Below are 14,310 nucleotides of genomic sequence, written 5' to 3'. Positions count from 1 at the left end.
ACCACGGCGAGCTGTTCCTGCTGGGGCGGTCCCACGAGCGATTCCAGGTCAACGGCGAGAACTTCTACGGCGCCGATCTGGAGGCCGAGGTCAGCGCCGCGAGCGAACACGTCCGAGCCGGCCGGGTGGTCGCGCTCGCCGACGAGACCCGGTCAAGCGTGGCGATCGTGGCCGAGTGGAACCCGGCCCTGGCGCCGCCGACCCAGCAGTCGATGGCCGCTGCCGCCCGCCAGATCGTGGCACGGCTGGCCAGGCGGTTCGGTCTCACCGTGGGCACAGTGCGGTTCGTGACCGCGGGCTCGATCCCGTTGACCACCAGCGGAAAGGTGCGCCGCCACGGCGTGCTGTCGAACAGCCTCGACGAATTGTGGACCTACCGACGTGGAGAGCAGCCATGAATGACATCGCAGTCAGCCTGCCACCTCGCTACCCGCCGCTGCTGCGAACGCTCTGGCCGCAGGTGCTCGACGAGGTCACGCAACTGCTGAAGGCTGCCGACGGACCGATCTCCTGCCTCGCGACGGGTTCGCTCGTGGAGGGCCTGGGCAACAAGAGTTCGGATATCGATCTCTACGTCATCTCCTCGCGACCTGCCCACCGCCGGTCGCAGTCCACCTCGATCGGGATGCGCGAGCAGCGCTACGTCGACTGCGAGTACATGACACTGGATTCTCTCGACGCGCTCGCCGATCGCATAGCCACCATCGATTGGACGAATCTGGCAGAGCTGCAGTACAAGGACTTCGATCGCTACTACCGGATCTCGATCGGCATCCACGTCGTCCGGCAGCCATCCATGGCCCCGGTCCTCGATCGGTTCGACAAGGACGTGGCCTGCGCGGCCTTCAGCAGATGGTGCACCAGGCGGGCGGTGGAGCGGCTCGCGAGCTCGCAGGCACACCTCACGTCAGGGCACTATCGGGCTGCCGCCATCCACCTTCGCAACGCCCAGCTGTGGCAGGCGTCCAAGGCGCTCGCCGAGCAGGGGGAGGGGTACCCGTCGAGCAAGTGGACGGTGGAGAAGGCGGTCCGACGATTCGGCGTCGACGCCGAAGCCTTCGCGGGAGAGGTATTCGCCGTGACCACCGACCGGTCCGGGTTGGCCGACCGGATAGCGCAGCTGACAGCCGAGCTGGCCGCGCCGGCTGAGCTGCTGCGGGCGCTGGACCGCGGGGACTGGGAGCTGCATCCCGACGCCCGGCTGATCCAGACCGAGCAAGCCAGCTACCTGACCATCGGCAGCCGATCGATAGTCCGGGCGGGCGGTCCGACGGTTGCGATCTGTGCCCTGCTGTCCGGCGGACGGTCCTGGCGGTCGGCCACCGAGGCAGTCGGCGAGCAGTTGGGTTTGCCGGCCGAGCTGTTGCGGATCGCGATGTCGACCGACTTTCAACGACTACATGCTGCCGGCTTCGTCCGCCCGAGCAGCTCGGAGGATGGCGCGCATGCTTGACAGTCCCGAAGCCCTCTCGTCCTGGCTCAAGGCCCGGCGCCGGCAGAACAACCTGCAACTGAACCTGATGAGCACGATGTTCGACCTGGAAGGCGCGCTGGACGCCGGCCAGCTCGGCCTGGCGTGGGTCTCGCAGGAGGCGCTGCTGACCACCGGGTGTACCTTGCACGCGCTGCAGCGCGGTCTCAGCGTGCCGGAGGGCTCTGACGAGGTGGAGGTGACCGTCGCGGCGCTGGAGGTGCTTGCCGCCGTCGACGCTGCCGCCGCGGACAAGGCCTGGCAGTTGTGGCTGCGGCCGGCGCCCGGACTCGGCGAGCTGGCGGCCGAGGTCGCCAGGACCGTCGGCTTCCTGAGCTCCGAGCTGGGCCTGCCCGCGGCGACCCGCGCCCAGGCGATCCAGGCCTGGGCGGACGGCGTCGACACCATGCGGCGCGTCGCCGCGGTGATCGGGCTGGCTCAGTCAGATGACTGGTACCTGCCGAGCGGGTCCAGCCCCGAGGGGCAGGGCTGGTACGAAAGCGTCCGGGCCAGCCTTGCCAAGGACGAGGACGCCTGAGATGCAGCCGCCACCGTCGGCGCCGGCAAGCCGGCCGCGGTCGGTCCGGTGCGACTTCGGGACTGAACCTGACACGGCTGCCTTCGACCTCTCCTGGGGACAGCGGTTCTTCCGCAACATCCTGATGCACATGGGCGAGGATCAGTGGCGTGATGACCTCTTCATCGACTGCCCGACCGGCGGGTCGCTGTCGGTGGCTGAGGCCAGGGCGCTGATTGCCGCTTTCATCCACTCGCATCCGGTGCTCAGGTCCGTGATCACCGACCAGGACGCGACGCCCCGGCAGCGAATCGTCGGCGCGGGCAGCCTGGACCTCGTCGTGGTGAGCGGTGTCAGCACGAGCTGGGCGGATCTGGACGGCTGGGTTCCCCGGCTGGCGCCGGACGAGCTGCCGGTCAGCGGCGCGCTGGTCATCGAGGCTGCCCTGGCCGACGGCGATCCGGCTCTTGCCGCGGCGGTCACGCGCATCGTGCTGCGGGTGAGTCACCGCGCTGCTGACTGGTGGGGCATCCGGCTGCTGCGCGCTGACCTGGCCGAGCGGGTGCGGGCCGCCGAGCAAGGCGGCCAGCTGGAGCCGCCGAGGCGAAGCCTTTCGCCGGCCGACGTGGTGGCCTGGGAGCTGTCGCCGGACGGTCAGGCGGTCAACGACCAGGCAGCGGCCTACCTGGTCGAGCAGCTGGCCGGCGCACCGCCGACGATGTTCCCACGGGCGCCGCTCAGCTACACCGGTGACCGGTACTGGTACGGCGAGCTACGGTCCACGGCGCTGCTGCACGCGCTGGCCGAGCTGTACCGGCGCGAGCGGGTGTTGCCGGTCACCGCCTTCGCGGGCGCGCTGGCTTTCGCGGCCGGCGTCGCGACCGGCGTGGCACGGCCGGTGCTGCGAATCTGGTCGGCCAATCGGTTCAACCGGGCGTGGCGCGACTACCCCGGCCCGCTGAGCCAGATCGGCGTGCTGCGGGTCGAGGTGGATCCGGACGAGCTGCTGGCGAACTGGTCGCGGCTGAACGCGGCGGTGTTGAAGGCTTGCCTGCACTCACGTCGCGAGCCGCCCGACATGGGTGAGGGCCGAGATCAGATCGGCCTGAACGTGCTGTTGGGGCAGCGCGACCTGGCCGGCGCCGGGCAGCCGGCGGCGACCGCCGAATCAACCTTCAGCTGGACCGGTAGCCGGGCCGACGGCGAGGACCTGGGAGTGTTCGTCCTGGCATACCGGTATGAGGATGAGGTCGTCGTCCAGGTGCGGATCGGCGCCGACGTGATCAGCAAGCTGGACACCGAGTTGATGCTGCGGGGAATGGAGTGGGCCATCGTGCACACCGCCAGCCGGGACGCCGCGCCGGACCTGCGGGAATACCGGACCTGGCTCACCGGACGTGAGCGGGCCAGATGACAGCCCTCAGCCCGCTGATCAGACGTTGAAGCCGAGCGCCCGCAACTGCTCGCGGCCGTCGTCGGTGATCTTGTCCGGGCCCCACGGCGGCATCCAGACCCAGTTGATCTTCATGGCGCTGGCCAGCGGCTTGGGTCCGCCGGTCAGCGCGGCCTCGGCCTGCTCCTCGATCACGTCGGTCAGCGGGCAGGCCGCCGAGGTCAGCGTCATGTCGACAGTCACCGTGGCGTCGTCGGCGATGTCGAGGCCGTAGATCAGGCCGAGGTCGACGACGTTGATGCCCAGCTCGGGGTCGACCACGTCGCGCAACGCCTCTTCGACGTCGTCCTGCGACGGCTTGGGAATGGTGCCGGCTTCGGTCATGACTGTGCTCCCTGCTCGGTGGCTCGCTGTTCGGTTGCGGTGACGCTCTTCGCCTCGGTGCCGCTCTTCGCCTCGGTGCCGCTGCTCGCCGCCGCGACCGCCGACTTCATCGCCATCCAGCCCAGCAGCGCGCACTTGACCCGCGCCGGGTACTTCGATACTCCCTCGAAGGCCACGGCGTCGTCGAGGGCTTCGGCCTCGTCCTCGGTCAGCTCGCTCTGCCCCTGCGACTGCATCAGCTCCAGGAACTTCTCCTGCAACCGCAGCGCGTTCTCGATCGGCGTGCCGACCACCAGGTCGCTCATCACCGAGGTGGACGCCTGGCTGATCGAGCAGCCCTCCCCCACCCAGCCGAGCTCGGCGATCTCGTCGCCGGCCAGCCGGACCCGCAGCGTCACCTCGTCGCCGCAGGTCGGGTTGACGTGGTGCACCTCGGCGTCGAACGGCTCGATCTGGCCGCGGTGCTGCGGGTGCTTGTAATGATCGAGAATGATCTGCTGGTACATCGAATCCATCGACAGGCTCATCGTCGCCCCCAGCTCTGCGCTTCGCTGCGATGCTCGCTCATCCGAACATCTCCTGCACTCGGGCCAGGCCGGTGACCAGGGCGTCGATCTCGTCGGTGGTGGTGTAGATGCCGAACGATGCCCGGGTGGTCGCCGAGATGCCGTACCGGACGCACACCGGGCGGGCGCAGTGGTGCCCGGCCCGCACCGCGATCCCCTGCTCGTCCAGCAGTTGGCTGACATCGTGGGGATGGATGCCCTTCACGGTGAACGCGATGGTGGCGCCGCGGTCCTCGGGCGACGTCGGGCCGATCACCTTCAGGCCGGGCACGGCGGCGAACGCCTGCAGGGCATACCGGGTCAGCTCGTCCTCGTGCGCCTGGATGGTGTCCATCCCGATCGCGCTGACGTAATCGATGGCCGCGCCCAGCCCGACCGCTTCGGCGATCATCGGGGTGCCGGCCTCGAAGCGGTGCGGCGGCGCGGCGTAGGTGGTGCCGGTCATGTCCACGGTCTCGATCATCTCGCCCCCGCCCATGAACGGCGGCAGCTCGGCCAGCAGCTCGTAGCGACCCCACAGCACCCCGACCCCGGTCGGGCCGTACAGCTTGTGCCCGGTGAAACCGAGGAAGTCGACGCCCAGAGCCTGGACGTCCACCGGGCGGTGCGGCGCGGACTGGGCCGCGTCGAGGATGGTGAGCGCCCCGACCGCCTTGGCCCGGGCCACGATCCGGGCCACCGGGTTGACGGTGCCCAGCGCGTTGGACTGGTGGACGAACGACACCACCTTGGTGCGCTCGTCAATCCGCTCCTCGATCGCGGAGGTGACCAGCCGGCCGTCCTCGTCGATCGGGATGAACCGGAACTCGGCGCCGGTGCGCTGGGCCAGCAGCTGCCACGGCACCAGGTTCGAGTGGTGCTCCATCTCGGTCACCACGATGTTGTCGCCGGGGCCGATCCGGAACTTCTCCGCACCCGGGAAGGTAGTGGCATTCGACAGCGAGTACGCCAGCAGGTTGAGGGACTCGGAGATGTTCTTGGTGAAGATCACCTCGTCGCGGCTGGGGGCGTTGATGAAGGCCGCCACCTTGTCGCGGGCCGCCTCGAACAGCGTGGTCGCCTCGGAGCCGAGGGTGTGCACCGCCCGCGCGACATTGGCGTTGTGCTGGGAGTAGAAGTCCTCGAGAGCATCGAGCACCTGGCGGGGCTTCTGCGAGGTGTTGGCCGAGTCCAGGTAGACCAGCGGGACCCCGTGCACCTGCCGGGACAGGATCGGGAAATCCTTGCGGATCGCCTCGACGTCGAAGGACCTGGACACCTGCACCTCCTCGCTGAGCTTCTTTCTCCACTGAACAACGAACCGGGGCCGAGCCTTACCCCCGCCCAGCTGAGAACTACAGCACTGCCGCCGGCTCGTTCGCCCCGTAGCGGGCGTAGCCGTGCGCCTCGAGCTCGTCGGCGAGCTCGGCGCCACCCGATTCCACGATCCGGCCGTCGAAGAAGACATGCACGAAGTCGGGCTTGATGTAGCGCAGGATCCGGGTGTAGTGGGTGATCAGCAGGGTGCCGATGCCGGTTTCCCGGACGCGGTTGACGCCCTCGCTGACGACCCGCAGCGCGTCGACGTCCAGGCCCGAGTCGGTCTCGTCCAGGATGGCGATCTTCGGCTTCAGCAGCGCCATCTGCAGGATCTCGTGGCGCTTCTTCTCGCCACCGGAGAAGCCCTCGTTGACGTTGCGCTCGGCGAAGGCCTTGTCCATCTCCAGCTCGCCCATCGCGGCATTGACTTCCTTGACCCAGGTGCGAAGCTTCGGCGCCTCGCCCCGGATCGCGGTGGCCGCGGTGCGCAGGAAGTTCGACACCGACACCCCTGGAACCTCGACCGGGTACTGCATGGCCAGAAAGAGCCCTGCTCGCGCTCTCTCATCGACGGCCATCGCCAGCACGTCCTGGCCGTCCAGCAACACCTGGCCGGAGGTGACCGTGTACTTCGGGTGGCCGGCGATCGAGTACGCCAGGGTGGACTTGCCGGAGCCGTTCGGGCCCATGATCGCGTGCGTCTGGCCGGAGGCGACCGTCAGGTTGACGCCCTTGAGGATCGGGGTGTCGTCCACGGCGACGTGCAGGTCGCGGATCTCGAGCTCGGACATCTGCTTGGTTCTCCTTAGGTTTCCGGTGTCGTGCGGGTCGCCGGCCAGGCCGGCAGGTGGATCAGGTGTCGAGCTCGGCGTAGACGTCGCCGTCGACGACCGTGGTGTCGAAGACCGGCACCGGCCGGTTGGCAGGCGGCCCGGTCGGCTTGCCGGTGCGCAGGTCGAAGCGCGAGCCGTGCAGCGCGCACTCGATGGTGCAGTCCTCGACCTCGCCCTCGGACAGCGGGAAGTCGGCGTGCGAGCAGACATCCTCGACGGCGAAGACCTCGTCACCGATTCGAACGACGGCGACCTCGACCTCGTCGAGTTCGACCCGCAGCGGGACGCCGGGGCTGAGTTCGGCGAGGGCGCACAGCCTGGTCGCCATCAGCTCTCCTCCAGCCCGGCCGGGGCGCCGCCGAGGCGGGCGTCGATGCTGGCCATCAGCCGGTCGTGCAGCTCGGGCACCTTGATGTGGTCGATGACGTCGGCGAAGAAGCCGCGCACCACCAGCCGGCGGGCCTCGTCCTCGGGAATCCCCCGCGACTGCAGGTAGAACAGCTGCAGGTCGTCGAAGCGGCCGGTGGCGCTGGCGTGGCCGGCGCCGGCGATCTCGCCGGTCTCGATCTCGAGGTTGGGCACCGAGTCGGCCCGGGCGCCGTCGGTCAGCAGCAGGTTGCGATTGAGTTCATAGGTCGTGGTCGCCAGGGCCGCCGGCCTGATCCGGACGTCACCGATCCATACCGTCCGCGCCGTGTCGCCGTCGAGAACCGACTTGTAGACGACCTGCGAGCTGCACTGGGGCACCGAGTGGTCGACGTAGAGCCGCGACTCCTGGTGCTGGCCCTCGCCTGCAAAGGACAGGCCGTACAGCTCGGCGGCCGCGCCCGGGCCCGCGTAGGTGACCGTCGGGTTCAGCCGGATCACGGCGCCGCCGAGGTTGACCGCGATGTGGGTGTAGCGGGCATCCCGGCTCAGCCGGGCGGCATGGGCCGCGACATGGATGGCCTCGGCGTCCCAGTCCTGGACGCTCACCAGGGTGAGGTTCGCCCCGTCGCCGACCAGCACCTCGACGTTGGCGGCCACGGTCGCCGCGCCGAGGTGATCCATCACCACGGTGGCCGAGCTGTACGCCCGCGCGTCGATCACGAAGTGGCCGTAGTTCAATCCCGGCTTGCCGATCGAGCGCAGCACGACCGGTTCGCCGAGCTCGGCCTCGGCCGGGATCGTGACCAGCGCGACCTGCGCGACGTTGGCCGCGGCCAGCGCGCTGACCCGGTCGGCCGGGGTCAGCGCCGCGCCGACCAGCTCGTGGTCGCGGCCCACCGCCCGCACCGTGACGCCGGGCGGCAGCTCGGTCTCGAAGCGAAAGGAATCGTCGGAGACGAACGGCTGGAACAGCGGGCGCAGCTTGCGCAACGGGCTGAACCGCCAGTCCTCCTCCCGGCCGGTGGGCACGCCGAAGTCGTCCGGGTTGCGTGAGGTGAACCGCTCGGCCGGCGAACCGGTCTTGCTCAACAAAGCCGTCATCGTGTGCCTTTCGCGCGCGGCAGGGGCCGTGGCTCGTTCGCGTGGGCGCTGCCCGACAGGTCTTCTGGTGTCGGGTGCGAGGGAACCTGGTGGGGCACCTAGCCGACCGCGCCTTCCATCTGCAGCTCGATGAGCCGGTTGAGCTCCAGGGCATACTCCATCGGCAGCTCCCGGGCGATCGGCTCCACGAAGCCGCGCACGATCATCGCCATCGCCTCGTCCTCGGACAGGCCGCGGCTCATCAGGTAGAACAGCTGATCGTCGCTGACCTTGGACACGGTCGCCTCGTGGCCCATCGACACGTCGTCCTCGCGGACGTCGACGTAGGGGTAGGTGTCCGAGCGGCTGATGGTGTCCACCAGCAGCGCGTCGCACTTGACCGTGGACCTGCTGGAATGCGCGCCGGGCTCGACCTGCACCAGGCCGCGGTAGGAGGTGCGGCCACCGCCGCGGGCCACCGACTTGGAGATGATCGTCGAGGAGGTGTGCGGGGCGGCGTGCACCATCTTGGCGCCGGCGTCCTGGTGCTGGCCCTCGCCGGCGAAGGCGATCGAGAGCACCTCGCCCTTGGCGTGCTCGCCGGTCATCCAGACGGCCGGGTACTTCATGGTGACCTTGGAGCCGATGTTGCCGTCGACCCACTCCATCGTCGCGCCCTCGGCCGCGGTGGCCCGCTTGGTGACCAGGTTGTACACGTTGTTCGACCAGTTCTGGATGGTGGTGTAGCGGCACCGGCCACCCTTCTTCACGATGATCTCCACGACCGCCGAGTGCAGCGAGTCCGAGGAGTAGATCGGCGCGGTGCAGCCCTCGACGTAGTGCACGTAGGCGCCCTCGTCGATGATCATCAGGGTCCGCTCGAACTGGCCCATGTTCTCGGTGTTGATCCGGAAGTAGGCCTGCAGCGGGATGTCGACGTGCACGCCCTTGGGCACGTAGATGAACGAGCCGCCCGACCAGACCGCGGTGTTGAGCGCGGCGAACTTGTTGTCCCCGGACGGGATGACGGTGCCGAAGTACTCCTTGAACAGCTCCTCGTGCTCGCGCAGCGCGGTGTCGGTGTCCAGGAACAGCACGCCCTGGCCCTCCAGGTCCTCGCGGATCTTGTGGTAGACGACCTCGGACTCGTACTGCGCGGCGACGCCGGAGACCAGCCGCTGCTTCTCCGCCTCCGGGATGCCGAGCTTGTCGTAGGTGTTCTTGATGTCGGCCGGCAGATCGTCCCAGGTGGCCGCCTGCTTCTCGGTGGAGCGCACGAAGTACTTGATGTTGTCGAAGTCGATGCCCGACAGGTCCGAGCCCCAGTTCGGCATCGGCTTCTTGCGGAAGATCTCCAGCGCCTTGAGCCGGCGCTCCAGCATCCAGGCCGGCTCGTTCTTGAGCATCGAGATGTTGCGCACGACGTCTTCGTCCAGGCCGCGGCGGGCGGTGGAGCCGGCCAGGTCCGGGTCGGCCCAGCCGAACTTGTAGGTCGACAGCGCCTCGATCTGCTCGCCCTGGGCGAGCAAGCGCTCAGCTGCTGTGGTCATCTATCTGCCTCCCGGATCGGGTGGTCGGAGGGTGTGCTGGTGCTGGGTGGCCGCCGGAGACGGCCGATGGAACGTGGGTGGTGCAGACACCGTCGCCGTGCGCGATGGTGGCCAGCCGCTGGACGTTGGTGCCCAGCACCTCGGCCAGCGCCCGGGTCTCGGCCTCGCACAGCTGCGGGAACTCCGCGGCCACGTGCGCGACCGGGCAGTGGTGCTGGCAGATCTGGCTGCCCTGGCCGGCCGGCGTCATCTTGGCCGCGTACCCCTCGGCAGACAGCGCCGCGGCGACCAGCCGGGCCTTGTCGCGCGGGTCGGCCGCGGCGAACTCCGGCCCGGCGCACTGGGCGCCGATCCGGCTGGCCAGCGTGCTGGCCCGGTGCTCGGCGAAGGCGGTCACCGCCGCCTCTCCCCCGGTGTCGCGCAGGTAGCGCAGCGCCGTGGAGGCCAGGTCGTCGTAGGCGTGCCCGAAGCCGGCCCGGCCGGCGTCGGTGAGCGCGTAGGCCCGGGCCGGACGGCCACGTCCCCGGGGCCGCAGGCTGGACGCCCGCGGCTGCACCTCGGCGAGGATGCCCTCGGCCACCAGTGCGTCCAGGTGCCGGCGGATCGCCGCAGCCGACAGCTGCAGCCGCTCGGCCAGCGCGGCCGCGGTCTGCGGGCCGGACTCGTGCACCAGCCGGGCCACCGCGTCGCGGGTCCGGCCTTCGGCGGAGCCGGCAGGCGCCAGCGCGGTCACGGTGACCGTGCCCTCGGCGGTGCCTGCGAATTTCACAAGATAAGTATGACGTATTTCCCGAGCCGATCACAGCCGGGGGTGCCTGTCGGGCACAGGTGTCGCGGTGGCGTTGCTCATACTCGGCTGATCAACCGATGGCGGGGAGCAGGAGGTGATCCCCGGTGCGCAACTACGAGTGGCACTGACACCTGACGATCTGAGGCTTCGATGGTGACCCCGCCATAGCTCACCATTCCCCCTCGCCCGGGCTTGGCCGGGCCTGGCTCGGGCGGCGGAGCCGAGGCGGTAGGTTCTGCGGGTGCTGTACCGCGCCGCCGAGCTGGTCGTCTCGCCGCTGCTGCGTGCCTACTTCCAGCCGCAGGCCAGCGGCCAGGAGTACGTGCCGCGCACCGGGCCGGCCATCATCGCCGCCAACCACCTGTCCGCCGCCGACGAGGTGTTCACTCCGATCACCGCCCGCCGGCAGGTGCTGTACTTCGCCAAGGACGAGTACTTCAACCTGCCCGGCCTGCGCGGCAAGATCACCGCCTGGACCTTCCGCGAGATGGGCCAGGTGCCGGTGGACCGGGACAACCCGCGGGCGGCCGCCCTCTCGGTCGAGGTCGGGGTGGAGCTGCTGGCCCAGAACAAGGCGCTGGGCATCTACCCGGAGGGCACCCGGTCGCCGGACGGCCGGTTGCACAAGTTCCGCACCGGCGTGGCCCGGCTGGCGCTGCGCTCCGGCGCGCCGGTCGTGCCGGTCGGCCTGATCGGCACCGACCTGGTGCTGCCCGAGGGCCAGCGGCGCTGGCGCCGGGCGCCGGTGGAGGTGCACTACGGCCCGGCGCTGGACTTCTCCGGCCGCACCGAGGACGAGCGGTCGTCCCGCAAGCTCCGCGAGGTGACCGAGACTATCCGGGAGGCGGTGCAGAAGCTGTCCCGGCAGGACTACGTCGACACCTACGGCAGCTCGGTGAAGGCGGCCGACTTCTAGCTCCGCCCGCCTAGCTCAGGCAACGCGCCGCCGCCTCTGCCAGCGTGCCGCTGGAGCAGCCAGGCGGTACACCGGCCGGTTGCCGACTACCTAGACTTGACCGGTGCCCGCAGCCGTGGAGATCGCCGATCTCGTCAAGCGATATGCCGGCCGGACCGCGGTGGACGGCATCTCGCTGACCGTGCCGCGCGGCGAGCTGCTGGCGCTGCTGGGCACCAACGGCGCGGGCAAGACCACCACCATCGAGATCTGCGAGGGCTTCCGGCGCGCCGACAGCGGGCGGGTCCGGGTGCTCGGGCTGGACCCGGCCCGGGATTCGGCCGCGCTGCGTCCCAAGGTGGGGGTGATGCTCCAGGACGGCGTCGGCGGCTACACCGGGGCCCGCGCCCTGGAACTGCTGCGGCTGTTCGGCAGCTACGCCGCGCACCCGCTGGACGCCGCCGACCTGCTGGAGGAGGTGGGCCTGTCCGAGGTGGCCGGCACCCCGGTCAAGCGGCTGTCCGGGGGCCAGCAGCAACGGCTGTCGCTGGCGATGGCGCTCATCTCCCGTCCGGAGCTGCTGTTCCTGGACGAGCCGACCACCGGCATGGACCCGCAGGCCCGCCGGGCCACCTGGGAGCTGATCCGCCGGCTGCGCCGCGACGGGGTCAGCATCGTGCTGAGCACCCATTACCTGGACGAGGCCGAGCAGCTGGCCGACCGGGTGGTGATGCTGCACGCCGGCCGGATCATCGCCGAGGGCAGCCCGGCCGAGCTCACCCAGGTGGGCTCCGCCGGCCAGGTCCGGTTCTCCGGCCCCGCCGGGCTGCCGGTCGCGGAGCTGCACGCCGCGCTGCCGTCCGGCGTGCAGGTCAGCGAGACCGCCGCCGGGAGCTACTTGGTCGCCGGCGAGGTGACCCCGGCGCTGCTGGCGGGCATCACCTCCTGGTGCGCGGCCCGCAACGTGCTCGCCGAGGGGCTGCGCGTCGAGCGGCGCAGCCTGGAGGACGTCTTCCTCGACCTGACCCGGGCCGGCCGGTGATCACCGGCTTCGCCCCCGCCCCGGCCGCGGCGCCGCCGGGCCGGATGCTGGCTGCCCAGACGGGGATGGAGCTGCGGCTGCTGCTGCGCAACGGCGAGCAGGTCGGGCTGACCCTGATCATTCCGCTGCTGCTGGAGTTCTTCTTCAACCTGCCCCTGCTGTACTCGCTGGACGTGCCCCGCCGGATCGACTTCGTGGTGCCCTCGGTGCTGGCGCTGGCGGTGATGAGCGCCTCCTTCACCGGGCTGGCGATCGGAACCGGCTTCGAGCGCAAGTACGCGGTGCTCAAGCGGCTCGGCGCCACCGCGCTGTCCCGGCGGGTGCTGCTGCTGGGCAAGACCTGCGCGGTGCTGATCCTGCAGGTGCTGCAGGCGGTGCTGATCTGCCTGTTCGGACTGGTGCTCGGCTGGCATCCCAGCGGCGGGGCGGTCTCGGCGGCGGTGCTGATCGTGCTCGGCACCTTCGCCTTCGGCGGGCTCGGGCTGCTGCTGGCCGGCACCGTCCGGGCCGAGGTGACGCTGGCCGCGGCGAACCTGGCCTGGCTGGTGCTGCTGTTCGCCGGCGGCATCGCCATCCCGCTGTCGCGCTATCCGAAGGCTGCCGCCGACCTGCTGCAATGGCTGCCGTCGGCGGCGCTGTCCGACGGGCTGCACCAGGTGCTGGAGCACAGCGCCGGCCTGCCGGTGAGGTCGGCGCTGATCCTGCTGGCCTGGGCGGCGGTGGCGCTGCCGGCCGCGGCGCGCTGGTTCCGCTGGGAATGAGAAGCGTCGGCGAGCGGAGGCTGCCATGACTGACTTCACCACCTTGCCGGAGGGGCTGCCGGTCCCGCAGGACGACGGCGCCGCCGCTCACCTGCCGGGCACCCCGATGCCATCGCTGACGCTGCGAGCCAGCGACGGGCAGCAGGTCGACCTCGCCGCACTGGGCGCCGGCTGGACGATCCTCTACCTCTACCCGCTCACCGGACGCCCTGGTGTGGACCTGCCGGCCGGCTGGGACGAGATCCCCGGCGCCCGTGGCTGCTCGACCGAGGCGTGCGACTTCCGCGACCACCACGCCGACCTGCGGGCGGCCGGCGCCGAGCAGGTCTGGGGCATGTCCAGCCAGGACCCGGACTACCAGGCTGAGGTGGTCGAGCGGCTGCGGCTGCCGTTCGCCATGCTGTCCGACCCGGGGTTCGCGCTCGCCGATGCCCTCGGCCTGCCGACCTTCGCAGCTCCCGGGCACGACCGGCTGTACGCCCGGCTCACCCTGGTGGTGCGTGCCGGCCGTATCGAGCACGCCTTCTACCCGGTCTTTCCGCCGAACACCCATGCCCGGCAGGTGCTGGCCTGGCTGCGGGCGAACCCGCCGGTCTAACGCAGTCGCAGTCAGTGCCCGGCCGGCCTGCTCACAGGGGTGTCGGGAGGTAGCTCGTACATGTCGCCGTGTGCCTCAGCAGATTCTGCCCGATTGCAGGTAACCGGCTTGGTTCCCGGCGATTCTCATGTAATAGGTGCGTTGTGCACCGTGGGAGATCGCGACCGCCCTACGGTCGGTGCCTGGTTCCGTGATGCATCGCCGAGCGCGGTGTGAATACCGCTCCCGCTGCTCTGCCGACAACCCTTCGCAAGAGCCGGCTATGAGAGGCGCACATGCCTCCGACGGTGCAGGACTGAGTTGCCCTTATCTCGATTGTTACCGGTGAGGATTGCAGCAGAGGTAAATCGATGCTTCGATAATAATCCTATGATTTGCCCCATTTAATGGAGGCCTGATGTCTGCATTCCGCCTATCGTCACCTCGGTTGAAGGCCCTCACTGCAACGGTGATTGCGGCGGCGGCTTCGGTGATTTTCACAGGCACAGCCACCTCGGCCGAAGCCACCGGCTGCCTGCCGGAAGCACGACCACCCGCGGTCAGCGGAGGGTACGGAACCGCGAGGGGATACCTGCCGTGTGGGGGCAGCTTCACGATCCGCCTCGTCAACTACCTCGGAACGACGCTCGGGAGTCCCTGGTCCAACACGTGCTCCGGTGCATGCACTATTACGTGGGGTTCGATTGCCTGCGCTGGCACGGTCGTCCACACGTCTCTCTACGTCAACCTCAACGGGACCGGGATGAGCGACGAGTCAAGCAT

Annotated in this window: 14 protein-coding genes and 2 pseudogenes; 8 read left to right on the top strand and 8 right to left on the bottom strand. The window is 69.8% G+C overall.

Translation table 11 applies throughout. The annotated features are described in order from the left end of the window. From VLJ82_RS05520 to VLJ82_RS05505, 4 genes and pseudogenes are all read left to right on the top strand, one after another. Positions 1 to 398, top strand: a pseudogene (locus tag VLJ82_RS05520) (hypothetical protein); the annotation flags it as partial. Beyond that, the gene (locus tag VLJ82_RS05515; protein ID WP_408662322.1) at positions 395 to 1,453 is read left to right on the top strand and encodes a nucleotidyltransferase domain-containing protein; all 1,059 of its coding nucleotides are present in this window, start codon (positions 395 to 397) and stop codon (positions 1,451 to 1,453) included. The pseudogene VLJ82_RS05520 and the gene VLJ82_RS05515, both read left to right, overlap by 4 nt. Then, the gene (locus tag VLJ82_RS05510) at positions 1,446 to 2,009 is read left to right on the top strand and encodes a hypothetical protein (protein WP_408662321.1); all 564 of its coding nucleotides are present in this window, start codon (positions 1,446 to 1,448) and stop codon (positions 2,007 to 2,009) included. The genes VLJ82_RS05515 and VLJ82_RS05510 overlap by 8 nt, the downstream gene beginning before the upstream one ends. A 130-nt stretch (positions 2,010 to 2,139) precedes the next feature. Then, on the top strand, positions 2,140 to 3,402 hold the full coding sequence (locus VLJ82_RS05505) for a hypothetical protein (RefSeq protein WP_408662320.1): 1,263 nt from the start codon (positions 2,140 to 2,142) through the stop codon (positions 3,400 to 3,402). An 18-nt stretch (positions 3,403 to 3,420) separates the two neighbouring features. Here the strand turns inward: VLJ82_RS05505 and VLJ82_RS05500 are convergent, their stop codons facing one another. The 8 genes from VLJ82_RS05500 to VLJ82_RS05465 form a co-directional block, all read right to left on the bottom strand. Then, positions 3,421 to 3,765 (bottom strand): metal-sulfur cluster assembly factor, encoded by a 345-nt coding sequence (locus tag VLJ82_RS05500; RefSeq protein ID WP_408662319.1) that lies wholly within the window; start codon positions 3,763 to 3,765, stop codon positions 3,421 to 3,423. Next, a complete protein-coding gene (gene sufU / locus VLJ82_RS05495; RefSeq protein ID WP_408662324.1) occupies positions 3,762 to 4,286 on the bottom strand; it encodes a Fe-S cluster assembly sulfur transfer protein SufU in 525 nt (174 codons plus the stop codon). Before sufU ends, VLJ82_RS05500 begins: the two co-directional genes overlap by 4 nt. A gap of 43 nt (positions 4,287 to 4,329) precedes the next feature. Continuing rightward, positions 4,330 to 5,589 carry a cysteine desulfurase gene (locus VLJ82_RS05490; RefSeq protein ID WP_408662318.1) on the bottom strand — a complete coding sequence of 420 codons (1,260 nt, stop codon included), beginning with the start codon at positions 5,587 to 5,589 and terminating at the stop codon, positions 4,330 to 4,332. A 76-nt stretch (positions 5,590 to 5,665) separates the two neighbouring features. Then, the gene (gene sufC, locus VLJ82_RS05485; protein ID WP_408662317.1) at positions 5,666 to 6,421 is read right to left on the bottom strand and encodes a Fe-S cluster assembly ATPase SufC; all 756 of its coding nucleotides are present in this window, start codon (positions 6,419 to 6,421) and stop codon (positions 5,666 to 5,668) included. Between the two features lie 61 nt (positions 6,422 to 6,482). Then, the gene (locus tag VLJ82_RS05480) at positions 6,483 to 6,794 is read right to left on the bottom strand and encodes a non-heme iron oxygenase ferredoxin subunit (RefSeq protein WP_408662323.1); all 312 of its coding nucleotides are present in this window, start codon (positions 6,792 to 6,794) and stop codon (positions 6,483 to 6,485) included. Continuing rightward, a complete protein-coding gene (gene sufD / locus VLJ82_RS05475; RefSeq protein WP_408662316.1) occupies positions 6,791 to 7,933 on the bottom strand; it encodes a Fe-S cluster assembly protein SufD in 1,143 nt (380 codons plus the stop codon). The genes VLJ82_RS05480 and sufD overlap by 4 nt, the downstream gene beginning before the upstream one ends. 98 nt (positions 7,934 to 8,031) lie before the next feature. Further along, the gene (gene sufB / locus VLJ82_RS05470; protein WP_408662315.1) at positions 8,032 to 9,462 is read right to left on the bottom strand and encodes a Fe-S cluster assembly protein SufB; all 1,431 of its coding nucleotides are present in this window, start codon (positions 9,460 to 9,462) and stop codon (positions 8,032 to 8,034) included. Further along, the gene (locus VLJ82_RS05465; RefSeq protein ID WP_408662314.1) at positions 9,446 to 10,231 is read right to left on the bottom strand and encodes a helix-turn-helix transcriptional regulator; all 786 of its coding nucleotides are present in this window, start codon (positions 10,229 to 10,231) and stop codon (positions 9,446 to 9,448) included. The genes sufB and VLJ82_RS05465 overlap by 17 nt, the downstream gene beginning before the upstream one ends. A 262-nt stretch (positions 10,232 to 10,493) precedes the next feature. Here VLJ82_RS05465 and VLJ82_RS05460 point away from each other — a divergent pair, with 262 nt between their 5' ends. The 4 genes and pseudogenes from VLJ82_RS05460 to VLJ82_RS05445 form a co-directional block, all read left to right on the top strand. After that, positions 10,494 to 11,168, top strand: a complete 675-nt coding sequence (locus tag VLJ82_RS05460; RefSeq protein ID WP_408662313.1) for a lysophospholipid acyltransferase family protein — start codon at positions 10,494 to 10,496, stop codon at positions 11,166 to 11,168. A 103-nt stretch (positions 11,169 to 11,271) separates the two neighbouring features. Continuing rightward, the gene (locus VLJ82_RS05455) at positions 11,272 to 12,189 is read left to right on the top strand and encodes an ABC transporter ATP-binding protein (protein ID WP_408662312.1); all 918 of its coding nucleotides are present in this window, start codon (positions 11,272 to 11,274) and stop codon (positions 12,187 to 12,189) included. Beyond that, on the top strand, positions 12,186 to 12,950 hold the full coding sequence (locus tag VLJ82_RS05450; protein ID WP_408662311.1) for an ABC transporter permease: 765 nt from the start codon (positions 12,186 to 12,188) through the stop codon (positions 12,948 to 12,950). Before VLJ82_RS05455 ends, VLJ82_RS05450 begins: the two co-directional genes overlap by 4 nt. Before the next feature lie 25 nt (positions 12,951 to 12,975). Continuing rightward, positions 12,976 to 13,548 (top strand): annotated as a pseudogene (locus tag VLJ82_RS05445) (peroxiredoxin); the annotation flags it as partial. Between the last annotated feature and the right edge of the window lie 762 nt (positions 13,549 to 14,310).

It is taken from the genome of Jatrophihabitans sp. (assembly GCF_035474675.1).
Lineage (GTDB): Bacteria > Actinomycetota > Actinomycetes > Mycobacteriales > Jatrophihabitantaceae > Jatrophihabitans_A.
Note: the sequence above shows the minus strand (reverse complement) of the source record. Positions and strands in the feature narration are given on the sequence as shown.